Annotated in this window: 18 protein-coding genes; 15 read left to right on the forward strand and 3 right to left on the reverse strand. The window is 74.8% G+C overall.

What is annotated here, in order from left to right:
- Positions 1-185 precede the first annotated feature (185 nt).
- From IR170_RS07100 to IR170_RS07170, 15 genes are all read left to right on the forward strand, one after another.
- Positions 186-3185 carry a S8 family serine peptidase gene (locus IR170_RS07100; protein WP_193661804.1) on the forward strand — a complete coding sequence of 1000 codons (3000 nt, stop codon included), beginning with the start codon at positions 186-188 and terminating at the stop codon, positions 3183-3185.
- A gap of 180 nt (positions 3186-3365) precedes the next feature.
- Complete coding sequence (locus IR170_RS07105) at positions 3366-3983, forward strand: PadR family transcriptional regulator (protein ID WP_056865012.1); 618 nt, start codon at positions 3366-3368, stop codon at positions 3981-3983.
- Positions 3980-4183 carry a hypothetical protein gene (locus tag IR170_RS07110; protein ID WP_056905185.1) on the forward strand — a complete coding sequence of 68 codons (204 nt, stop codon included), beginning with the start codon at positions 3980-3982 and terminating at the stop codon, positions 4181-4183. Before IR170_RS07105 ends, IR170_RS07110 begins: the two co-directional genes overlap by 4 nt.
- Positions 4180-4902, forward strand: a complete 723-nt coding sequence (locus tag IR170_RS07115; protein ID WP_193661805.1) for an ABC transporter ATP-binding protein — start codon at positions 4180-4182, stop codon at positions 4900-4902. The genes IR170_RS07110 and IR170_RS07115 overlap by 4 nt, the downstream gene beginning before the upstream one ends.
- Positions 4899-7520, forward strand: coding sequence for an FtsX-like permease family protein (locus IR170_RS07120; RefSeq protein ID WP_193661806.1), 2622 nt, complete (start codon positions 4899-4901; stop codon positions 7518-7520). Before IR170_RS07115 ends, IR170_RS07120 begins: the two co-directional genes overlap by 4 nt.
- A 146-nt stretch (positions 7521-7666) precedes the next feature.
- Positions 7667-8371, forward strand: a complete 705-nt coding sequence (locus IR170_RS07125; RefSeq protein ID WP_319804949.1) for a TetR/AcrR family transcriptional regulator — start codon at positions 7667-7669, stop codon at positions 8369-8371.
- A complete protein-coding gene (locus IR170_RS07130; RefSeq protein WP_193661807.1) occupies positions 8368-9237 on the forward strand; it encodes a TIGR03084 family metal-binding protein in 870 nt (289 codons plus the stop codon). The genes IR170_RS07125 and IR170_RS07130 overlap by 4 nt, the downstream gene beginning before the upstream one ends.
- A complete protein-coding gene (locus IR170_RS07135; protein WP_193661808.1) occupies positions 9234-11009 on the forward strand; it encodes an acyclic terpene utilization AtuA family protein in 1776 nt (591 codons plus the stop codon). Before IR170_RS07130 ends, IR170_RS07135 begins: the two co-directional genes overlap by 4 nt.
- A gap of 2 nt (positions 11010-11011) precedes the next feature.
- Complete coding sequence (locus IR170_RS07140) at positions 11012-12184, forward strand: acyl-CoA dehydrogenase family protein (protein WP_193662100.1); 1173 nt, start codon at positions 11012-11014, stop codon at positions 12182-12184.
- A gap of 95 nt (positions 12185-12279) precedes the next feature.
- A complete protein-coding gene (locus IR170_RS07145) occupies positions 12280-13842 on the forward strand; it encodes an acyl-CoA carboxylase subunit beta (RefSeq protein ID WP_227488867.1) in 1563 nt (520 codons plus the stop codon).
- A 63-nt stretch (positions 13843-13905) separates the two neighbouring features.
- Positions 13906-15852: an acetyl/propionyl/methylcrotonyl-CoA carboxylase subunit alpha gene (locus IR170_RS07150; protein ID WP_193661810.1), complete on the forward strand. Its 1947-nt coding sequence runs from the start codon at positions 13906-13908 to the stop codon at positions 15850-15852.
- A complete protein-coding gene (locus IR170_RS07155) occupies positions 15849-17033 on the forward strand; it encodes an acyl-CoA dehydrogenase family protein (RefSeq protein WP_193661811.1) in 1185 nt (394 codons plus the stop codon). The genes IR170_RS07150 and IR170_RS07155 overlap by 4 nt, the downstream gene beginning before the upstream one ends.
- 164 nt (positions 17034-17197) lie before the next feature.
- Positions 17198-18121: an AEC family transporter gene (locus IR170_RS20240; RefSeq protein WP_193661812.1), complete on the forward strand. Its 924-nt coding sequence runs from the start codon at positions 17198-17200 to the stop codon at positions 18119-18121.
- A 30-nt stretch (positions 18122-18151) separates the two neighbouring features.
- A complete protein-coding gene (locus IR170_RS07165; RefSeq protein WP_193661813.1) occupies positions 18152-19252 on the forward strand; it encodes a YihY/virulence factor BrkB family protein in 1101 nt (366 codons plus the stop codon).
- Positions 19253-19272: 20 nt separating this feature from the next.
- Complete coding sequence (locus IR170_RS07170) at positions 19273-19734, forward strand: PLD nuclease N-terminal domain-containing protein (protein ID WP_193661814.1); 462 nt, start codon at positions 19273-19275, stop codon at positions 19732-19734.
- A gap of 83 nt (positions 19735-19817) precedes the next feature.
- On the opposite strand, the gene IR170_RS07175 is transcribed toward IR170_RS07170, so the two are convergent.
- From IR170_RS07175 to IR170_RS07185, 3 genes are all read right to left on the reverse strand, one after another.
- Positions 19818-20975, reverse strand: coding sequence for an AI-2E family transporter (locus tag IR170_RS07175; protein ID WP_193661815.1), 1158 nt, complete (start codon positions 20973-20975; stop codon positions 19818-19820).
- Positions 20976-21069: 94 nt separating this feature from the next.
- Complete coding sequence (locus IR170_RS07180) at positions 21070-21342, reverse strand: hypothetical protein (protein ID WP_056865003.1); 273 nt, start codon at positions 21340-21342, stop codon at positions 21070-21072.
- A gap of 186 nt (positions 21343-21528) precedes the next feature.
- Entirely contained in the window at positions 21529-22341 is an 813-nt protein-coding gene (locus IR170_RS07185; RefSeq protein WP_056865002.1) for a DUF1295 domain-containing protein, read from the reverse strand.
- Positions 22342-22388 lie beyond the last annotated feature (47 nt).

The following is a 22388-nucleotide window of genomic DNA, read 5'->3' on the forward strand; positions in this document are numbered from 1 at the left end:
GAGACACGGTTCGAATCCATGGTGCCGGGGGCGTTGACATCACCCGGTCGGATGGATTCAGGTGTCTTCTGGCCGCGTCATTTGCCGGAACATCGGGTGTCGGCACGTGGTCGTCTCGGAGTGAGGGAGTTTTCGTGACGAATCTTCACGCCCGTCGCAGTGCGCGCCAGCGTGCACTGGGCGTCGTGTCCGCGAGCGCGATCGCGGTAGGGCTGGTGGCGACGGTCTCGACCGTCGCACCCGCCCAGGCCGCCGACAGCGCCGGCGGCATCAAGAAGCTCGACCGGGCCGCCGTGGACGCCTACGAGGCCGGTCGCTACATCGTCCTCATGCAGCAGCCCAGCGCCGCGGCCTACACCGGCGGCATCCAGGGTCTCGCGCCCACGAAGCCGGCCGCCGGCCGCAGCTTCGACCCGCGCTCCGGCGCGGCGACGGCCTACCGCACCTTCCTGGAGAAGCAGCAGCGCCAGGTCGCGGCCGCGGTCGACGCCACCGTGACGCGCAGCTACACCACCGCCACCAACGGCTTCGCCGCCCAGCTCACCGGCGAGCAGGCCACCGCCCTGGCCGCGGCCAAGGACGTCTACGCCCTGGTGCCGGTCGAGGCCCGCACCCCCGACGCGGTCCCGCAGAACACGGCGCAGACCCTCGGCATGTACGGCAAGAGCGGCGTCTGGGCCAAGCACGGCACCCAGGCGAACGCCGGCTCCGGCATCGTCGTCGGCGACCTCGACACCGGTATCTGGCCCGAGAACCCCTCCTTCTCCGGCGAGGAGCTCAGCGGCGCCCCGACCGGCCCCTGGGCCGCGCGGATGGACCCGCTGGGCAACACCACCATGAAGAAGGCCGACGGCGGCACCTTCCGCGGCGCCTGCGAGACCGGCACCGGCGACGACTGGGACCTCAGCGACTGCTCGACCAAGATCATCGGCGCGCGCTACTACCCCGACACCTTCGTCGACACCGTGCCCCCCGAGGAGGTCGCCGAGGGCGAGTTCATCTCCCCGCGCGACGGCGGCGGCCACGGCAGCCACACCGCGAGCACCGCGGCCGGCAACGTCGTCGACGACGTGAGCGTCGACGGCATCGAGTTCGGCGAGGTCACCGGCATGGTGCCCGGCGCCTCGATCGCCTCCTACAAGGTCTGCTGGGAGGACACCGACCCCGACACCGGCGGCTGCTACACCGACGCGATCCTCTCCGCGATCGACGACGCCGTGCGCGACGGCGTCGACGTCATCAACTTCTCGATCTCCGGCGCGACCGACACCGTCGTCGACCCGGTCGAGATCGCCTTCGCCGGTGCGGCCGACGCGGGCGTCTTCGTCGCCGCCTCGGCCGGCAACAGCGGCCCGACCGAGTCGACCGTCGCCCACAACAGCCCCTGGCTGACCACCGTGGCGGCGTCGACGTACCGCAACTTCGACGGCACCGTCGAGCTCGGTGACGGCACCCGCTACCTCGGCGCCATGATCGACGGCACTGGCGTCCCGGAGCAGACCCCGCTGGTCGACGCGGCCGAGGCCGGGGTCGCCGGCGGCGACGCCGCCGAGGCCGGGCTGTGCGCCCCCGACAGCCTCGACGAGGCCGCCGTCGACGGCGCCGTCGTGGTCTGCCTGCGCGGCACCTACGGCCGCGTCGAGAAGTCGACGGAGGTCGCCCGCGCCGGCGGCGTCGGCATGATCCTGGTCAACCCGGCCGAGAGCAGCCTCGACGCCGACCTGCACCCCGTGCCGACCGTGCACCTGCAGAGCACCGACCTGCCGGCGATCGAGGCCTACCTCGACACCGACGCGCCGACCGCGGCCCTGCTGCCCGGCAACCAGACCGACCTGCCCTCGGCGGCGCTGCCCCAGGTCTCCGGCTTCTCCTCGCGGGGCCCGGCCAACGCCAACGAGAGCGACATCCTCAAGCCCGACATCTCCGCCCCCGGCCAGAGCGTGCTCGCAGCGGTCGCCCCGCCGTCGAACAGCGACCGCGACTTCGACCTCTACTCCGGCACGTCGATGGCCGCGCCGCACATCGCCGGTCTCGGCGCGCTGCTGATGGCCGAGAACCCGACCTGGACCCCCCAGATGGTCCAGTCGGCGATGATGACCACCGCCACCAGCACCCGCACCGCGGGCGACAAGGCCTCGCGCGACGCCTTCGCCCAGGGCGCCGGCCAGGTCACCCCGGCCTCGATGTTCCGCCCGGGTCTCTTCGTCACCTCGACCTCGCGGCAGTGGTACGGCCTCATCGCCGACCAGGGCTTCGACACCGGCGTGAAGCCGGTCGAGGCCAAGGCCGTCAACATCCCCTCGATGGCCGACCACGCGGTGGTCCAGAGCACGACCTTCACCCGCACCGTCACCACGCAGGGCAAGGGCACCTGGAAGGTCTCGGCCAGCGTGCCGGGCTTCACCACGAAGGTCAGCAAGAAGTCCTTCAGCGCGGGCAAGGCCGGCGTCAAGCGCAAGCTGGTCATCACCTTCACCGCCAAGGACGGCGTGGAGCTCGACCGCTGGGCCAAGGGCTTCGTCAAGCTCACCGGCACCACCTCGGCCCGCATGCCGGTCGCTCTCAAGCCGGTCGCGCTCGACGCCCCGGCCGTCGTCACCGGCGAGGGCGCCGACAGCGACGTCGACGTCACCGTGACCAGCGGCACGACGGGCACGATCGACCTCACCACCCAGGGTCTGGCGCAGGCCGACTCGGTCGAGGACTCCGTGGCCGTCAACGACTCGGCGGCCTACTGCGTGCCCGTCACCGAGGGCAGCCCCCTGCTGCGCATCGACGTCGACGCCGCCGACGACCTCGCCGACCTCGACCTGACCGTCATCCCGACCAACGCCGAGTGCTCGGCCGCCGTCGGCGCCCAGGTCGTCTCGGCGACCGGCTCGGCCGACGAGTCGGTGACCATCGAGGCTCCGGACTCCCCGGCCGTCGCGGTCTTCGTGGACGGCTTCGCCTCCGGCCCGCAGGGCTCGCCGATGGACTTCCGGATGGACGTCTACGACCTCGGCACCGCGGCCCAGGGCTCGCTCACCGCGACCCCGGACCCGCTCGAGGTCACCGCGGGCGAGGAGTCGACGTACTCCCTGGCCTGGACCGGTCTGGACGCCGACGCCCGCTACCTCGGTCGCGTGCTCTACGGCGACACCGGCATCAGCACGCTGCTGGAGGTCACCACGGCCACGCCGTGACCCCCCCCGCACCGCTGAGCAGCACCTCAGCAGCACCCAGCACCAACCGACGGCCGTCCCGCACCTGCGGGGCGGCCGTCGGGTGTTCCCGGGCGTGCGCCGCGGTCCTGGATACCCGGTATGTATACGTGGTATACATACCGAGTAGGGCGCGGGTGCGCCCACCACGAGGAGGTCCCCATGTCGGTCAAGCAGGCGCTGCTGGCGCTGCTGGAGCAGGAGCCGATGTACGGCAACCAGCTCCGCACGGAGTTCGAGCAGCGCACCGGGTCGACCTGGCCGCTCAACGTCGGGCAGGTCTACACCACGCTGACGCGCCTGGAGCGCGACGGACTGGTCGAGGCCGCCGGCGCCGACGCAGAGGGCCACGAGCGGTGGCGCCTGACCCCGGCGGGGCGCGAGGAGGTGGCGGCGTGGTTCACCACCCCCGTGGCGCGCACGCAGCCCCCGCGCGACGAGCTGGCCATCAAGCTCGCCCTCGCGGTCACCGTGCCCGGCGTCGACGTCGGCGCGGTGATCCAGCAGCAGCGCAGCGCCACGATGCGCGCGCTGCAGGACTACACCCGCCTCAAGCGCCAGGCCGGTCAGGCCGGCCCCGGTGGTCGTCAGGGCGAGGCGCCGCGCGCCGACCTCGCCTGGAGCCTCGTGCTCGACTCCCTGGTCTTCGCCTCCGAGGCCGAGATCCGCTGGCTCGACCACTGCGAGGCCCGGCTGCGCCGCGCCGCGCTCGAGCGCCCCGAGCCGTCGGCCGCCGACCGGTCGGCCGACGCCCGCGTCGAGGGCGAGGCCCTGCGATGAGCGCCTCGTCGTCCCGGTCGACCCGACCGGGTGCCCCCACCGCCGCCGCGCCCGCGGCGCCCCGGCCCGGCGTGCTCCTGGCCGAGCAGGCCGTGGTGCTGCGCCGTGCCGAGGACCGGTGGCTGGCGCAGAGCGCCCGCCGGCTGGCGGCCTGCCCGCGCGCCACGCGCGGAGCCCGGGGACGGGTGGCCGTGCGATGAGCGCGGTGCTCGAGCTCGACCGCGTCTCGCGCGTGCACGGCGAGGGCGACCTGCAGGTCCACGCGCTGCGGGCGGTCTCCTTCGCGGCCCACGCCGGCGAGCTGGTCGCGGTGATGGGGCCCTCGGGCTCCGGCAAGTCGACCCTGCTGACCCTCTCCGGCGGCCTCGACACCCCCACCGACGGCGCCGTGCGCGTCGAGGGCTCCGACCTCGGGGCGATGGGGGCCAAGGAGCGCGCCCGCATGCGCCGCACCTCGATCGGCTACGTCTTCCAGGACTTCAACCTCGTCCCGGCCCTCACCGCCGTCGAGAACGTCGCCCTGCCGCTCGAGCTCGACGGCGTGCGCACCCGCGCCGCCCGCGCGGCCGCGCGCACCGCGCTGGAGGAGGTCGGCATCGGCGAGCTCGCCGACCGCTTCCCCGACCTGATGTCGGGCGGCCAGCAGCAGCGCGTGGCCATCGCCCGCGCCGTGGTCGGCGAGCGGCGGCTGATCCTGGCCGACGAGCCGACCGGCGCCCTCGACACCGAGTCGGGCGAGGACGTGCTGCGCCTGCTGCGCGCCCGCTGCGACGCCGGCGCCGCCGGTGTGATGGTCACCCACGAGGCCCGCCACGCGGCCTGGGCCGACCGGGTGGTCTTCCTGCGCGACGGCGTCGTCGTCGACGACTCCGGCGCCACGCCCGTCGACGCCCTGCTCGACCAGGGCGCGCACCGGTGAGGGGGCCCCTCGCAGGCTGGCGGCTGCCGCTGCGCCTGGCCTGGCGCGACGCCCGGCGGGCCAAGGGGCGCAGCCTGCTCGTGCTCGTCATGATCGCGCTGCCCGTGATGGGGGTGGCCGCGGCCGACACGCTCTACTCCACCCAGAGCGTCTCCGGGGTCGAGGGCCTCGAGCGGCGCCTCGGCACCGCCGAGGCACGGGTCTCGCTGGCGCCGGGGTCCCGCGAGGCGGTGCAGGACGCGGACCCCGACACCGGCGTGAGCGCCGTGGGGCCGAGGCGCGAGCCCGGCCGGGCGACGCTCACCGACGTCGAGCGGGTGCTCGGCGTGAGCGACCTGCCGGCGGTGGAGCTGGAGACCGAGTCCACGCGGGCCGCGACCGACGGCGGGCAGACCTACGTCGAGCTCACCGGCACCGACCTGCTCGACCCGCTCACCCGCGGGCTCGTGGAGCCCGTCTCGGGCCGGCTGCCCCGCACCGACGGCGAGGTCGTCGTCAACGCCGACCTCGCCGAGCGTGGCCCCGGTGTGGGCGAGGAGCTCGAGCTCGCCGGGGGCACCCGCCTGGAGGTCGTGGGGATCGTGGAGTCGGCCCAGGGCCGAGGCTTCCCCATGGCGTGGGCGCGACCGGCCGCCGTCGAGGGGCAGGGCGCCGGCAGCACGCTGCTCATCGGCGGCGCCGCGGTCACCTGGGAGCAGGTGCGCGCCCTCAACGCCCTCGGCGCCACCGTCCTGTCGCGCGCCGTCGTCACCGACCCTCCGCCGGAGTCGGCCCTGCCCCCCGAGATCCGGGGGTTCGACGAGGGCATCGACGAGGCCACCGTCACCGTGCTCGCGCTCGTCGTGGTGATGGTGCTCATCGAGGTGGTGCTGCTCGCCGGACCGGCCTTCGCCGTCGGCGCCCGCCGGCAGTCGCGCACCCTCGCCCTCATCGCCGCCGCCGGCGGCGTGCCCGGGCAGACGCGCCGGGTCGTGCTGGCCACCGGCGTGGTGCTCGGATCCCTGGGCGCGGTGCTCGGCCTCGCCCTCGGCCTGCTGGCGGCGGTGGCGCTCACCCCGGTGCTCCAGGGCTTCTCCACCACCCGCTTCGGCCCCTTCGACGTGACCTGGCTGCACCTGGCGGGCATCGCGGCATTCGGCACCCTCAGCGCACTGCTCGCCGCCGCGGTGCCGGCCTGGATCGCCTCGCGCCAGGACGTCGTGGCCGTGCTGGCCGGGCGTCGCGGCGACACCCGCGCCTCGCGGCGCTCCCCGCTGCTGGGCCTGGTGCTGCTCGGGGTGGGCGTCGCGGGAGCGGCGTACGGCGCCTCCGGCGGCGGCGAGATCGCCATCGCCGCCTCGGCGATCGTCTCGGTGCTGGCCATGATCCTGCTCGTGCCGGTGGTCGTGCTCGCCGTGTCGCGGCTGGCGGGCCGGCTGCCCCTGCCGCTGCGCTTCGCGGCGCGCGACGCCGCACGTCACCGCACCCGCACGGTGCCGGCCGTCGCGGCCGTGGCCGCGACCGTCGCCGGCGTGGTGGCGCTCGGGATCGCGGTGAGCAGCGACGAGCACCAGAACCAGGAGACCTACCAGCCGACCCTCGCCGACGGCTACGGGCTCGTCACCGCCTACGGGGGCGGCGTCGACTGGCCGGCCTACCGCGACGCGGTCGCCCGGACCGTCCCGGAGGACGACGTCTCGACGGTGCAGGCGCTGGTCCTGCCGGTGGAGGGGCGCGGCTTCCGCCAGCTCGAGGTCGCGCAGCCGGGTGACACCGACCCGCTCCTCGTCTCGGTCGGCGGCCCGTTCGCGAGCGCCACCCTGGTCGCCGACCGTCTCCCGCCCGGCCTGCCGGGCATCGACGCCACCGAGGCCGACCGCGCCTCGCGGGTGCTCGCCTCCGGCGGGGTGGTGGCCTTCGCCTCGGAGGCCGTCGACGGCGACCGGGTGGTCCTCAGGACCGCGGAGTACTCCGGACGCGGGCGTGTCGTGGACCGCCAGCGGCTCGAGGTGGCCGGCACCTACGTCCAGGTCGACGGCGACTACTCCCCGGTCGACGCGGTCGTCGCACCCGCCGTGGCCGACCGGCTCGGTGGTCGCACCCGGGTCACGGGCCTCGTCGTCGACGCCCCGATCACCGAGGCCGCCGAGCGCAGCGTCGACGAGGCGCTGACCGCCCTGCCCGGGCAGGTCTCCCTCAGCGTCGAGCGCGGCTACGTCGCCGACGAGGAGACGGTGATCGTGCAGCTCATCCTGGCCGCGCTGGGAGCGGTGCTCATGCTCGGCGGCACCCTGACGGCGACGTTCCTGGCGCTCTCCGACGCCCGGCCCGACCTGGCCACGCTGTCGGCGGTGGGGGCCAGCCCGCGCAGCCGCCGCGCGATCGCCGCGGCGTACGCCCTCGTGGTGGGGCTGGTGGGGGCGGTGCTGGGAGCGCTGGTGGGGGCGATCCCCGGCGTCGCCATCACCTACCCGCTCACCGGGCCCGGGAGCAGCGGGACCACCGGCGGTCCGGCGACCTACCTCGACGTGCCGTGGCTCTTGGTCACCGGCGTCGTGCTCGGCCTGCCGCTGCTCACCGCCGCGGTGGTCGGCCTCACCGCCCGCTCGCGGCTGCCCCTGGTGGCGCGGCTCGACTGAGGCCGCACGTCCTCGTCCTACCGACCGTTGCGACCACTACCCGACCGTCCTGACTGTCGGGTAGTGGTCGCAACGATCAGTAAGACGGGGGACCGCACAAAAAGTCAGGCTTGACTGTTTGTTGTGTCCGCAGGCAGGGTGGTGGCGTGACCCAGACCACCTCGACGCGCGTGCCGCAGGAGGAGCGCACCCGCGCCATGCGGGCGCGGCTGCTCGAGGCCACGGTCGAGCTGCTCGTCGAGCGCGGCTTCGCCGGCACGACGACCACGCTGGTCTCCGAGCGGGCCGGGGTCAGCCGGGGCGCCCAGCTGCACCACTTCCCCTCCAAGAACGACCTCGTCGTCGCCGCGGTTGAGCACCTCACGGAGGTGCGCGGCGCCGAGCTCGCGGCGGCCGCGGCCGCCCTGCCCACGGGGCGCCGCCGCACCCGCGCCGTGCTGGCCATGCTCGGCGACCACTTCACCTCGCCGGTCTTCACCGCCGCCCTCGAGCTGTGGGTCGCGGCCCGCACCGACGCCACCCTCCTCGCCGCCGTCGCGCCGCTGGAGCAGCGGGTGGGCCGCGACGCCCACCGCCTGACCGTCGAGCTGCTCGACGCCGACGAGGAGCAGCCCGGCACCCGCGAGCTCGTGCAGGCGACCCTCGACCTCGTGCGCGGGCTCGGCCTCGCCGACACCATCACCGACGACGCCCGCCGCCGCGCCCGGATCCTCGACCAGTGGTCGCTGACCCTCGACGCCACCCTGGCCCGTACGACGCCCCGCCCGGCCGCCGCCGGGCGCGCCGTCGACCCCACGCCCGGCCCGCCCGGCCCGTCCGGCCCGCCCGCCGACCCGCAGGAGCCCCGATGACCAGCACCCCGGACAGCCCCACCGCCCCGTCCGCAGGCGCGGTGGCTCCGCCGCCCGCCCAGCCGGCCGGCGGCCTCCTCGACGCGCTCCTCGAGGACCTGCGCGCCGAGGGCGACCTGCTGCGCGCGACGGTGGCCGACCTCGACGCCGCCGGCTGGGCCACGCCCACCCCGGCGCCCGGCTGGAGCGTGGCCACCCAGGTCGGCCACCTGCTGTGGACCGACGAGGTCGCCGCCCTCTCGGCCCGCGCCGGCACCCCCGAGGGGAAGGCGGCGTGGGACGAGGTCGTCACCGGCGCGCTCGGCGACCCCGACCGCTTCGTCGACGAGGCCGCCCTCGCCCTGGGCGCCCTCCCGCCGGCCGAGCTGCTCGGGCGGTGGGACGACGCCCGCGCCGCGCTGGCCGAGGCGCTGCGTGCGGTGCCGGCGGGGCAGCGGATGCCGTGGTTCGGCCCGCCGATGTCGCCGACCTCGATGGGCACGGCGCGCTTCATGGAGACCTGGGCCCACGCCCAGGACGTCCACGAGGCGCTCGGCACCACCCCGGAGCCCACCGACCGGATCCGCCACGTCGCCCACCTCGGCGTGCGCACCCGCGGCTTCGCCCACTCCGTGCACGGCGAGCCCGCCCCCACCGAGGAGGTGCGCGTCGAGCTGACCGCCCCCTCGGGCGAGACCTGGGCCTGGGGCCCCGACGACGCCGCGCAGCGGGTCACCGGGCCGGCCCTCGACTTCTGCCTCCTCGTCACCCAACGGGTGCACCGAGGCGACACCGCCCTGGTCGCCCAGGGCGCCGAGGCCGACCACTGGCTCGACATCGCCCAGGCCTTCGCCGGCCCCGCGGGCGAGGGACGCGAGAAGCGATGACCTCCGAACCGACCTCCCCCGGCACGCCCGGCACCCTGCTGGTGGGCAACTGCTCCGGCTTCTACGGCGACCGCCTCAGCGCGATGCGCGAGATGGTCGAGGGCACCACCCAGGGCCGCCACCTCGACGTGCTCACCGGCGACTACCTCGCCGAGCTGACCATGCTCATCCTCGGCAAGGACACGATGAAGGACCCGGCGCTGGGCTACGCGCGCACCTTCGTGCGCCAGCTCGAGGAGAGCCTGGGCCTCGCCCTGGAGCGCGGGGTGCGGATCGTCGCCAACGCCGGCGGCCTCAACCCCGCCGGCCTGGCCGAGAAGGTCCGCGAGGTCGCCCGCGGCCTGGGCCTGGACCCCGCGGTCGCCCACGTCGAGGGCGACGACCTGCGGGCGGTGGCCCGCGAGCACGGCTGGCACGACGCGCTCACCGCCAACGCCTACCTCGGCGGCTTCGGCATCGCCGCCGCCCTGCGCGGGGGCGCCGACGTCGTGGTCACCGGCCGCGTCACCGACGCCTCCCTCGTGGTCGGCCCCGCGGTCGCCCACTTCGGCTGGGCCCCGACCGACCACGACGCGCTCGCCGGCGCCGTGGTCGCCGGTCACGTGCTCGAGTGCGGCACGCAGGCCACCGGCGGCAACTTCAGCGGCTTCCGCGCCCTGCTCGAGGCGGGCATGGACCCCGCGGTGCCGCTCGGCTTCCCCGTCGCCGAGCTCGCCGCCGACGGCGGCTCGGTGATCACCAAGCCCGACGGCACCGGCGGCGCGGTCACCTGCGACACCGTCACCGCCCAGCTGGTCTACGAGATCCAGTCCACCCGCTACCTCGGCCCCGACGTCACCACCCACCTCGACTCCGTGCGTCTCGAGGAGGTCGGCCCCGACCGGGTCGCGGTCTCCGGGGTCACCGGCCAGGCCCCGCCCGAGCGGCTCAAGGTCTGCGTCAACGAGCTCGGCGGCTGGCGCAACAGCATCGAGCTGGTGCTCACCGGCCTCGACACCGAGGCCAAGGCCGCCTGGGTGCGCGCGCAGCTCGAGCCGCGGCTCAGCGCGCAGAGCGTCACCTGGTCGCAGCTGGCCCAGCCGCAGCCCGACGCCCCCACCGAGGAGGCCGCCTCGGTGCTGCTGCGCTGCACCGTCATGGACCCCGAGGCCGCCCCGTGCGCCAAGGCGTTCACCGGCCCCGCGGTCGAGCTGGCGCTCGCGTCGTACGCCGGCTTCACCCTGACCGGCCCCCCGCCGCAGCCCACCCCCTACGGCGTCTACCGACCGGCGTACGTCGAGCGCGCCGCGGTCGCCCACACGGTCGTGCACGCCGACGGCCGCCGCGAGGTCGTGCCCGACCCGGTCGCCTTCTCCGAGGCCGACCACGACGCGGGTCGTCGCCCCTCGCCCTACCCCGCCCCGGCCGACACCCTCAACCGCCGGATGCCGCTGGGCAGCTTCGTGCACGCCCGCTCGGGCGACAAGGGCGGCGACGCCAACATCGGGCTGTGGGTCGCCCGTGACGGCTCCCCGCGCTACGACGCCCGGGTGACCTGGCTGGCCAAGGTGATGAGCCCGCGCAAGGTCCGCGAGCTGGTGCCGGAGGCCGCCGACCTGCCGCCCGACGCCGTCGAGGTCCACCTGCTGCCCCACCTCGGCGCCGTCAACGTCGTCATCCACGGCCTGCTCGGCCGCGGCGTCGCCGCCTCCACCCGCTTCGACCCGCAGGCCAAGGGCCTCGGGGAGTGGGTCCGCTCCCGCTCCGTCCACGTCCAGGAGGGACTGCTGTGACCATGCTGACCGACCCCGCCACCGGCCCCACCACCAGCACGCGCGCCGAGGAGCTGCAGGCGCTGCGCGAGACGGCGGCGGAGTTCGTGCGCCGTGAGGTGGCGCCCCACCTGCAGGCCTGGGAGGACGCCGGCGAGGTGCCGCGCGCGCTGCACCGCGCCGCGGCCCGGCAGGGCCTGCTCGGTGTCTCCTTCGCCGAGGAGGTCGGCGGCCAGGGCGGCGACCTCGAGCACTCGGTGGCGCTGCAGGAGGCGATGTTCGCCGCCGGCGCCTCCAGCGGGCTGATGTCGGCGCTGTTCACCGGCGGCATCGCGCTGCCCCACATCGCCGCCCACGGCTCGCCCGACCTGGTCGACCGCTTCGTGCGGCCCACCCTGGCCGGCGAGCTCATCGGCTCCCTCGGCGTCACCGAGCCCGGCGGCGGCTCCGACGTCGCCGGCATCCGCACCACCGCGCGCCGCGACGGCGACCACTACGTCGTCAACGGCGCCAAGACCTTCATCACCTCCGCGGTGCGCGGCGACTTCGTCACCACCGCGGTGCGCACCGGCGGCGAGGGCCACGCCGGCCTCAGCCTGCTCGTGGTCGAGAAGGGCACGCCCGGCCTCACCGTCGACCGCTCGCTGGCCAAGATGGGCTGGCACTGCTCCGACACCGCCGAGCTGTCCTACGTCGACGTGCGCGTGCCGGTCTCGCACCTGGTGGGGGAGGAGAACGCCGGCTTCTACCTCATCGCCGAGCAGTTCGTGGTCGAGCGGATCGCCCTGGCCGTGCACGCCTACGGCATCGCCGCCCGCTCGCTGGCCCTCACCGCCGCGTGGTGCCGCGAGCGCGAGACCTTCGGCAAGCCGCTGGTGGCCAACCAGGTCGTGCGCCACAAGCTCGTCGAGATGCACCGCCAGGTCGAGGTGGCCCGCGCCTACACCCACGAGGTCGTGCGCCGCCACGTCGCCGGTGAGAGCGTCATCGCCGAGGCCTGCCTGGCCAAGCAGACCGCCTGTGACGCCGCCACCGCGGTGTGCCACGAGGCCGTCCAGCTCCACGGCGGCGCGGGCTACATGCACGGCAGCGAGGTCGAGCGCCACTACCGCGACGCCCGCATCCTGCCCATCGGCGGTGGTGCCACCGAGGTGCTCACCGACCTGGCCGCCAAGCTGCTGGGCTACGCCCGATGAGCGCGGCCCCCGAGGTGGGCCCCGAGGCCGGCACCGACGCGAGCACCGACACCGCCGCCACGCCGTCCGACGCCCGGCCCACCCACCGCGAGGCCATGCTGGCCAAGCTCGACGCCCTGGCCGCCGAGCACGCCAAGGCCGTCGCCGGCGGCGGGGAGAAGTACGTCGCACGCCACCACGCCCGCGGCAAGCTGCTGCCCCGCGAGCGCATCGAGCTGCTGGTCGACGAGGGCTCGGCCTTCCTCGAGCTCAGCCCGCTGGCGGGCTGGGGCTCCGACTTCGCCGTCGGCGCCAGCATGGTCACCGGCATCGGGGTGGTCGAGGGCGTCGAGTGCATGATCACCGCCAACGACCCCACGGTGAAGGGCGGCGCCAGCAACCCCTGGACGGTCAAGAAGGCCTTCCGGGCCCACCAGATCGCCGAGGAGAACGGCCTGCCCACGATCGCCCTCGTGGAGTCCGGCGGCGCCGACCTGCCGACCCAGAAGGAGATCTTCATCCCGGGCGGCAAGACCTTCCGCGACATCACCCGCAGCTCGGCGATGAAGCTGCCCACGGTGGCGCTGGTCTTCGGCAACTCCACCGCCGGCGGCGCCTACGTGCCCGGCATGAGCGACTACACCGTGATGGTGCGCGAGCAGGCCAAGGTCTTCCTGGGCGGCCCGCCGCTGGTGAGGATGGCCACCGGCGAGGAGTCCGACGACGAGTCGCTGGGCGGCGCGGAGATGCACGCGCGCACCTCCGGCCTGGCCGACTACCTCGCCGAGGACGAGCGCGACGCGATCCGCATCGGCCGGCGCATCGTGGCCCGGCTGAACTGGCGCAAGGCCGGCGGCGCCGGGGCCGCCGCGGACCCGGCGTACGCCGAGCCCGACCACGACCCCGACGGTCTGCTCGACCTGGTCCCCAGCGACCTCAAGGAGCCCTTCGACCCCCGCGAGGTGATCGCGCGCGTCGTCGACGGCGTCAGCGCGACCAACGGCGTGGCCTTCGACGAGTTCAAGCCGCTCTACGGCACGTCGCTGGTCACCGGCTGGGCCAGCATCCACGGCCACCCGGTCGGCATCCTCGCCAACGCCCAGGGCGTGCTCTTCAGCGAGGAGGCCCAGAAGGCCACGCAGTTCGTGCAGCTGGCCAACCAGACCGACACCCCGCTGCTCTTCCTGCACAACACCACCGGCTACATGGTCGGCAAGGAGTACGAGCAGGGCGGCATCATCAAGCACGGCGCGATGATGATCAACGCCATCTCCAACTCCACCGTGCCGCACCTGACGGTGATCATGGGCGCCTCCTACGGCGCCGGCAACTACGGCATGAACGGTCGCGCCTACGACCCCCGCTTCCTTTTCACCTGGCCCTCGGCCAAGTCGGCGGTGATGGGCCCCGCCCAGCTCGCCGGCGTCATGGAGATCGTGGCCCGCCAGTCGGCGGAGTCGCGCGGGCAGACCTTCGACGCCGAGGGCTTCGCCGGCGTCAAGGAGGTCGTGGAGGCCCAGATCGAGGAGCAGTCGCTGCCCTACTTCCTCTCCGGGATGCTCTACGACGACGGCGTCATCGACCCCCGCGACACCCGCACGGTGCTGGGCATCTGCCTCTCGGTCATCGACAGCAGCGCCTTCCGCGGCACCGACCGCTTCGGCGTCTTCCGGATGTGAGGCGCCCGTGACCCGCCCCGTGCCGACCGCCGTGCCCGCAGCACCGTCCCCGAGAGGCCTCCCGTGATCACCCGTCTCCTCGTCGCCAACCGCGCCGAGATCGCCAGCCGCGTCTTCGCCACCTGCCGCCGCCTGGGCGTCTCGACGGTCGCGGTGCACTCCGACGCCGACGCGGCGCTGCCCTACGTCGGGGAGGCCGACGTCGCCGTACGGCTGCCGGGCGCCGCGCCCGCGGAGACCTACCTGCGCGTCGACCTGCTGCTGGAGGCCGCGCGCGCCAGCGGCGCCGACGCCGTGCACCCCGGCTACGGCTTCCTCTCCGAGAGCGCCGACTTCGCCCGCGCCGTCCTCGACGCCGGCCTCACCTGGGTCGGCCCCGACCCCTCCTCCATCGAGCAGATGGGCTCCAAGATCGAGTCGAAGCGGCTGATGGAGGCCGCCGGGGTGCCGGTGCTGCGCAACCACTCCGTCGACGACGCCTCCGAGGCCGACCTGCCGCTGCTGGTCAAGGCCTCCGCGGGCGGCGGCGGGCGCGGCATGCGGGTCGTGCGCGACCTGGCCGACCTGCCCGGCGAGGTCGAGCGGGCCCGGGCCGAGGCGCAGTCGGCCTTCGGCGACGGCACGGTCTTCGTGGAGACCTACGTCGAGCGCGGCCGCCACGTGGAGGTGCAGGTCGTGGGCCACCGCGACGGTGTCCTCGTGCTCGGCGAGCGCGACTGCTCGGTGCAGCGGCGCCACCAGAAGGTGGTCGAGGAGTCGCCGGCGCCGGGCCTGCCCGACGCCGTGCGCGCCGCCCTGCACGAGGCCGCCCGTGCGGCCGCCGCCGCGATCGACTACCGCGGTGCCGGCACCGTGGAGTTCCTCTACGACCCCGCCACGGAGCGCTTCTTCTTCCTGGAGATGAACACCCGCCTCCAGGTCGAGCACCCGGTCACCGAGCTGGTCCACGGCGTCGACCTGGTCGACCTCCAGCTCACGGTGGCCGAGGGCGGCGTGCCCGACCCCCGCGCCATCGGCGAGACCTACGGCCACGCCGTCGAGGTGCGCCTCTACGCCGAGGACCCCGCCGCCGACTACCAGCCGCAGAGCGGACCGCTGAGCGTGCTCGAGGTGCCCGGCGTCGATGCCCGCTTCGACCTGCTCAACCGCCCCGGCGTGCGCCTCGACGCCGGCTTCGCCGGCGGCAGCGAGGTCTCCACCCACTACGACGCGATGCTGGCCAAGGTGATCGCCTGGGCGCCCACCCGCGAGCAGGCCGTGCGCCGGCTGGCCGACACCCTGGCCCGCACCCGGGTGCACGGCGTGGTGACCAACCGCGACCTGCTCGTGCAGGTGCTGCGCTCGCCCGACTTCGTGGCGGGCGACCTCAGCACGGCCTTCCTCGCCGACCACCCGGCGCTCGCCCCCGCCGCCGACCCGGGGGCGCCCGTCGCCGCCGCGCTGGCGCTGGCCGAGCACGCCCGCGCCGCCCGGCGGGTGCAGGGCCGCATCCCGGTGGCCTGGCGCAGCGTCGTGAGCCAGCCGCAGCGCACCGAGCTCGACCACGCCGGCGAGCCGGTCGTCGTGGAGTGGTGGGGCGGGCGCGACGGCTACACCGTCGAGGGCTGCACCGTCGTCGCGGCCGGGCCGACCGAGGTGGTCCTGGAGCGCGACGGGCTGCGCTCGTCGTACGCCGTGGCGGTGTCGGGGCCGAGCGGTCGCGAGGTCGTCGACGTCGACGGGCCGGGAGGTCACGCCCGGCTGGTGCGGGTGCCGCGGTTCGTCGACCCCGCCGAGCAGGTCGCGGCCGGCTCCCTGCTGGCCCCCATGCCCGGCACCGTCGTCAGCGTCGCCGTCGAGGAGGGGCAGGCCGTCGTCGCGGGCCAGCCCGTGCTGGTGCTCGAGGCCATGAAGATGCAGCACACCGTGAGCGCGCCCGCCGACGGCACGCTCGCCCGGATCACCGTCCAGCCCGGCGCGCAGGTCGCCGCCGGAGAGGTTCTCGCCGTCGTCGAAGGAGAGGTCGCATGACCACGCAGGTCCAGCCCACCACCACCGCTTTCACCGAGACCGAGGAGCGCCGCGAGCTGCGCACCCAGGTCGCCCGGCTCGCCGCGAAGTACGGGCGGGAGTACTTCACCGAGAAGGCCCGCTCCGGCGGCAAGACCACCGACCTGTGGCTCGAGATCGGCAAGAACGGCTACCTCGGCATCAACATCCCCGAGCAGTACGGCGGCGGGGGCGGCGGCATCGGCGACATCGCCGCGGTCTGCGAGGAGCTCGCCGCCCAGGGCTGCCCGCTGCTGCTCATGGTGGTCAGCCCCGCGATCTGCGGCACGATCATCAGCCGCTACGGCACCGAGGAGCAGAAGCAGCGCTGGCTGCCCGGGCTGTGCGACGGCACCGGCACCATGGCCTTCGCCATCACCGAGCCCGACGCGGGCACCAACACCCACAACATCACCACCACCGCGCGCCGCGACGGCGACGGCTGGGTGCTCAACGGCCGCAAGATCTGGATCTCGGGCATCGACGAGGCGCAGAACGTGCTGGTCGTGGCCCGCACCGAGGACGCCCGCACCGGCCGGCTCAAGCCGTGCCTCTTCGTCGTGCCGACCGACGCCGAGGGCTTCGAGGCCCGGGCGATCCCGATGGAGATCGTCTCCCCGGAGAACCAGTTCCAGGTGTTCATCGACGACGTCGAGCTGCCCGCCGACGCGCTCGTGGGCGACGAGAACGGCGGCCTCGCGCAGCTCTTCGCCGGGCTCAACCCCGAGCGGATCATGGCCGCCGCCTTCTCCCTCGGCCTGGCCCGCTTCGCCCTGGAGAAGGCCACCGCCTACGCCAAGGAGCGCGTGGTCTTCGACGTGCCGATCGGCGCCCACCAGGCCATCGCGCACCCGCTCGCGCAGAGCCACATCGAGATCGAGCTGGCCCGGCTGATGAACCAGAAGGCCGCCGCGCTCTTCGACGCCGGCGACGAGATGGCCGCGGGCGAGGCCGCCAACATGGCCAAGTACGCCGCCGCCGAGGCCGCCTGCGACGTCGTCGACCGCGCCGTGCAGACCCACGGCGGCAACGGCGCCAGCCAGGAGTACGGCATGGCCGGCCTCCTCGTCGCCACCCGCGTCGGCCGGATCGCCCCCGTGAGCCGCGAGATGATCCTCAACTTCGTCTCGATGCACTCCCTGGGGCTGCCGAAGTCGTACTGAGCGGGCCGCCGCCCGTCCCGGCTGTCACGCCCGGTGACCCGATCTGCCGCCCCGTCACGACGGGGCGGCAGACGGCGCGGCTCGGCGCGGCAGCCGGTGCGCGTCGGCCCGCCGCGTCCGCCCCGCCGCGCGGGTGGCGGCGGTCACGGGCCTAGGGTCGCGGCGTGGCAGGGGTGTTCTCGGGGTTCGCGACGATCGGCGTGCTCATCGCGCTGGGGATCCTGCTGGCCCACCTGCGGGTCATCGACCTGGCGGGCCAGCGCACGCTGTCGACGCTGGCCTTCTACGTCGCCAGCCCGGCGCTGCTGCTCACCGTGCTCGAGGACAGCGACCCCGCCGAGGTCTTCTCCACGACCCTGGTCGCCAGCACCGCGGCGGTGCTGGTCGTGGTGCTGCTGCACCTCGGCCTCAGCCGGCTGCGCGGCCCGCTCGACCTGGGCGGCGCGACGATCGGGGCGATGGCGGCGGGCTACGTCAACGCCGGCAACCTCGGGGTGCCGATCGCGGCCTACGTGCTGGGCGACGTCGCCCTGGTCGCCCCGATCCTGCTCATGCAGCTGCTGGTGCTCCAGCCGCTGGCCCTCACCCTGCTCGACGTGGCGGTCGCGCCGACGCGGCTGAGCCTGCGCAAGGTGCTCTCGCGCCCGGCCACCAACCCGCTCACGATCGCCTCGGCCGCCGGGGTCGCCCTGGCGCTGAGCGGCGTACGGCTGCCGGCCGCGGTGCACGACCCGCTCGACCTGGTCGGGGGCATGGCGGTGCCGGCGATGCTCCTCGCCTACGGCGTGGCGCTGCGGCTCGGGCCGCTGCCGGGGCGGGGCGTGCCGGCCTCCGAGCTGGGCCTGGCCGTGGGGCTCAAGCTCGTCGCGCAGCCGCTCGCGGCCTACGCCGTGGGCCGCTGGGCGCTGGGCCTGGAGACCGACGCGCTGCTCGCAGTCACGGTGCTCTCCGCGCTGCCCACGGCGCAGAACGTCTTCGTCATCGCCAGCCGCTACGGGCGCGCGGAGCTGCTGGCGCGCGACGCCATCTTCGTGAGCACGCTGGCCTCCGTGCCCGCGGTCGTCCTGATCACCGCGCTGATCGCCTAGCCGGCGCCCCGATCGCATAGCGTGAGCGCCGTGGGACGAGCCGTGGACGGAGCCGACCGGTTCCAGCGACGCTTCCCGCCGGTGGGGATCCCGCTGGCGATCGTCTACAAGCACTTCGACGACCAGGGCAACTACCTGGCCGCGATCATCACCTACTACGCCTTCATCGCGATCTTCCCGCTGCTGCTGCTGGCCTCCTCGATCCTCGGCTTCCTGCTCCAGGGCAACCCCGAGCTGCAGACCCAGGTGCTCGACTCGGCGCTGAGCCAGTTCCCGATCATCGGGGAGCAGCTGGGCCGGCCCGAGGGGCTCCAGGGCTCGACCACCGCGGTCGTCGTCGGTGGCGTCGCGGCGCTCTACGGCTCGCTCGGCCTGGGCCAGGCGCTGCAGAACGCCATGAACATCGCCTGGTCGGTGCCGCGCAACTCCCGCCCCAACCCGCTGCTGCTGCGGCTCAAGAGCCTGCTGCTGCTCATCACCGCCGGGCTCTCGGTGCTCGCGGTGTCGGTGGTCTCGGCCCTCGGCAGCCAGACCGAGGTCTTCGGCCCGCGCCTCGACGGCACGATCACGTGGCTGATCCGGCTGGCCACCGTGCTCGGCGTCGGCGCCGTGCTGACCTTCGTCTTCCGGCTCGCCTCCGCACGCCAGCACGGTCTGCGCGCCGCCGTGCCCGGCGCCCTGGCGCTCGCGGTGATGTGGCAGCTGCTCCAGGTCATCGGCACGGTCTACGCCACCCGCGTGCTCGGTGAGACCAGCCAGATGAACGCGACCTTCGGCCTCGTCCTCGGGCTCATCGGCATCATCTACATCGCCGCGGTCATGGGCGTGCTGGCCATGGAGATCAACGTCGTCCTCGCCCGGCGGCTGTGGCCGCGCGCGCTCCTCACCCCCTTCACCGACAACGTCGAGCTCACCGACGCCGACCGTCGTGCCTACGCCGGCTACGCCCGCGCGCAGCGGCACAAGGGCTTCGAGAACGTCGAGGTCTCCTTCACCGACCCCGCCACCGGGGAGATCACCCTGCCGACGCCCGGGCGCCTCGAGTCGCGCCCGCCCGCGCCCCCGGTCGGGCCGGTGGCCGAGCAGGGCGGCGCCGAGCAGTCCGGCGAATCCGTGGACAGGGTGCGCTGAGAGCGGCCAGGATCACCCGCGTGATCAAGCTCGAGCTCGTCGCCGGCGTCATCGGCTTCGCCCTGTGGGTCTACTGCCTCGTCGACGCCATCGGCACCCCGCCGCAGCGGGTCAAGCACCTGCCCAAGGTGGCCTGGATCGTGCTGGTGCTGCTGTTCCCCTTCGTCGGCTCGATCGCCTGGCTGGCGCTCGGCCGCGACCGGGGGGCGCGGCCGCTGACCCGGTCGCAGGGCGCGGCGCCCGGCTTCCCCGAGTACGAGCGGCCCGGCCGCATGGCCGCGGGCGATGCCGGGCGCGACGAGGAGTTCCTGCGTCAGGTGCGCGCCCGCGCCGAGGAGCAGCGGCGCCGCCACGAGCTGGCCCGCCGCGAGGAGGCGGCCCGCGAGGAGGCCGAGCGCCAGCGGCTGCGCGCGGCCCGCGAGGCCCGTGAGCAGGGCCGGTCGGGCTCCGCCGACGGTCCCGGTGCTCCCGCGGGCGGCTGAGCCTGCTGCGGCGTACGGGCGGGGACGTCATGCGAGTGGTGGATGCGCATCCACGTGTCGCATGACGTCCGGGTGCGGCGCGGCTAGGTGGTGGCCCGCTCGCGGGCGGCGACGGTGAGCTCGCGGGCGTAGCGGGCGGTGGTGGTGAGCACGGCGAGCACGGGCACGGCGAGGAAGGCTCCGGTGATGCCGGCCAGCGTGCTGCCGAGGGTGACCACGACGATGGTCATCGCGGGGTGCAGTGACAGCGTCTTGCCCATGAGCAGCGGCTGGAGCACGTTGCCCTCGAGCTGCTGCACCACCAGCACGAGCCCGACCACGATCAGCGCGGTGGTCAGCCCCTGGGTGGCGAGCGCGACGACCGCGGCGAGCGCGCCGGCGACCACGGCGCCCACGACCGGCACGAAGGCGGCCAGGAAGGTGATGACCGCCAGCGGCAGCGCGAGCGGCACGCCCAGCACGAGCAGGCCGATCCCGATCCCGATCGCGTCGACCAGACCGACGGCGGCCTGCGCGCGCACGAAGCCGCCCAGCACCGTCCAGGAGCGGCGCGAGACCTCGGCGGCGTGGGCCGCCGGGCCCGGGGACAGCCAGTGCTCCAGCCACGGCAGGAACCGAGGGCCGTCCTTGAGGAAGAAGAAGCACAGCACGAGCGCCAGCAGCGCGGTGAGCGCCCAGGAGCTGGCGGTCGAGACCCCGGTCAGCGTCCAGGCGGCGATGTCCTGGGCGCTGTCCTGCACCTGGTCGACGGCCTGGCCGACCAGGTCGCCCACCTCGTCGTCGCCGAGGTCGAGCGGCGGGCCCGCGAGCCACGCCTCGATGTCCTCGACCCCCTGGGAGAACTGCTCGCTCAGCGAGTCGACCTCGTCGAGCACGAGGTAGGTCACCGCGGCCACCAGGCCGCCGAGCACGAGCAGCCCGGTCAGCACCGCGGCGCCCGCCGCGGCGGCGGCCGGCACCACCCGGCGCAGCCGCCGGGCCAGCGGCCACAGGGCGGTGCTCAGCAGCAGGCCCAGGAGCGCCGGCAGCACGACCACCCACATCCGGCCGACGACCCACAGCGCGCCCACGACCACCGCCGTCACCAGCAGGATCCGCAGGCTCCAGCGCCCCGCCTCGGCCAGCGTCGTCGCGATCGGCGTCGCCGGCGGCGCAGGGTGGTCGCCGCCGCCCCTGCCCGTCGGTGGGCGCCGGGGCTGGGGGGAGGTGGTCGGCGCCTCACGGCGGCGGAAGAGGGACATGGGCCCTCTCTACCCGATCGTCACCTCCGCGGGCACCCTCGCCCGGGGTGGAGCGTCTCCGCCCGCGCCGTGGTCACGCCGGAGCGGGGCCGGCTCAGGAGTACCGGTGGCTCTTCGCGGCGTGGCCGAGCTCGCGGGTGCAGGTGCGCCCGCTCATGTTGCGGTGGCCGCACAGGCCGGGCTCCGCGCCCGGCTCCACCGGCGTCGCGGCCGCGGCCTTCGCGGGCCGCTTGGCGGCTGGGGCCGCTGCGGGCGCCGAGCGGCGTACGGCGGGCCGCGCCGGCGCTGCTCCCGGCTTGGCCGCGCGGGCGGCGGCCTCCTCGTAGCGCGCCTCGCGCATGGCTCGCAGGGCATCCATCTTGCTCATCGGCTGTTCACGTCACCAACCTACGCGGCGCCACCGACAACGCCGACGCCGCCGGGCGGGGGCGGGGGCGTGCGACGCGGGGCGGTGTCGAGACGCCCGCCAGGGCTCCTCGACCACCGGGAGGGTGGGGTGGTTTCGAGACGCTCGCTGGCGCTCGCTCCTCAACCACCGGGGGGCTGGGTGGTGTCAGCGGCGCTTCTTGGGCGGCGTGGGGAAGAACATCGAGACGCGCTCGGCGTACTCGGGGAACCCGTCGCGCTCCATCATCTTCTTCTCCAGCAGCTTGGCGCCGGTGACGTTGCGCAGGAAGAAGGTCATCACGGCCGGGCAGGCCACGGTGAGCAGGCCGGGCAGCCAGCCGGAGGCGAGACCGGCGGTGAGCCACAGGCCCCACCAGACCATCGCGTCGCCGAAGTAGTTCGGGTGGCGGGTCCAGGCCCACAGCCCCTGGTCCATCACCTGCGGGCGCGACTCCTTGGGCTGGGCCTTGTAGGCCTTGAGCTGACGGTCGCCGACGGCCTCGAAGGTCAGGCCCACGGCCCACACCAGCAGCCCGATCCACACCACAGGCCACCACTCGACGGCCAGCACGGCGCCGACCTGCACGGGCAGCGACACGAACCACTGCGCCCCGCCCTGCACGAGGAACACGCGGCGCACGGCGGCCCGCATGCCGACGTCCTGGAGGCTGCCGCCGAGCATCTCGGCGTAGCGCGGGTCCTCCTTGCCCTGGTGGTCGCCCAGGGCGCGGCTGCGCACGTGCCACGCCAGGCGCCCGCCCCACAGGGCGACCATGGCGAGCACCAGCCAGCGGCGGGCGTCGGCCTCGTCGGAGAGCGAGCCGAGCAGGGCCGCGATCACCGCGACGACCACGAAGCCGAGGCCCCAGGCGACGTCGACGACGGCCACGACGCCGAGCTGGCGGGCCCGCAGGGCGGTCAGGGTCATCACGACCGCGACCGCCAGGAGGCAGGCGGCGAGGACGAGCACGAGAGTCATGACCCCAGTCAACCCGTCGTACGCCGACCCCGCCCCACCCCAGCGGC

It is taken from the genome of Nocardioides kribbensis (genome assembly GCF_015070375.1).
Lineage (GTDB): Bacteria > Actinomycetota > Actinomycetes > Propionibacteriales > Nocardioidaceae > Nocardioides > Nocardioides kribbensis.

Excerpts from the sequence above, each read along its gene's own strand:
- IR170_RS07155 (WP_193661811.1), top strand. The coding sequence starts at position 15,849 with ATGACCACGCAGGTCCAGCCCACCACCACCGCTTTCACCGAGACCGAG.
- IR170_RS07175 (WP_193661815.1), bottom strand. The coding sequence starts at position 20,975 with ATGTCCCTCTTCCGCCGCCGTGAGGCGCCGACCACCTCCCCCCAGCCC.
- IR170_RS07130 (WP_193661807.1), top strand. The coding sequence starts at position 8,368 with ATGACCAGCACCCCGGACAGCCCCACCGCCCCGTCCGCAGGCGCGGTG.
- IR170_RS07135 (WP_193661808.1), top strand. The coding sequence starts at position 9,234 with ATGACCTCCGAACCGACCTCCCCCGGCACGCCCGGCACCCTGCTGGTG.
- IR170_RS07140 (WP_193662100.1), top strand. The coding sequence starts at position 11,012 with ATGCTGACCGACCCCGCCACCGGCCCCACCACCAGCACGCGCGCCGAG.
- IR170_RS07110 (WP_056905185.1), top strand. The coding sequence starts at position 3,980 with ATGAGCGCCTCGTCGTCCCGGTCGACCCGACCGGGTGCCCCCACCGCC.
- IR170_RS07180 (WP_056865003.1), bottom strand. The coding sequence starts at position 21,342 with ATGAGCAAGATGGATGCCCTGCGAGCCATGCGCGAGGCGCGCTACGAG.
- IR170_RS07105 (WP_056865012.1), top strand. The coding sequence starts at position 3,366 with ATGTCGGTCAAGCAGGCGCTGCTGGCGCTGCTGGAGCAGGAGCCGATG.
- IR170_RS07185 (WP_056865002.1), bottom strand. The coding sequence starts at position 22,341 with ATGACTCTCGTGCTCGTCCTCGCCGCCTGCCTCCTGGCGGTCGCGGTC.
- IR170_RS07145 (WP_227488867.1), top strand. The coding sequence starts at position 12,280 with ATGCTGGCCAAGCTCGACGCCCTGGCCGCCGAGCACGCCAAGGCCGTC.
- IR170_RS07115 (WP_193661805.1), top strand. The coding sequence starts at position 4,180 with ATGAGCGCGGTGCTCGAGCTCGACCGCGTCTCGCGCGTGCACGGCGAG.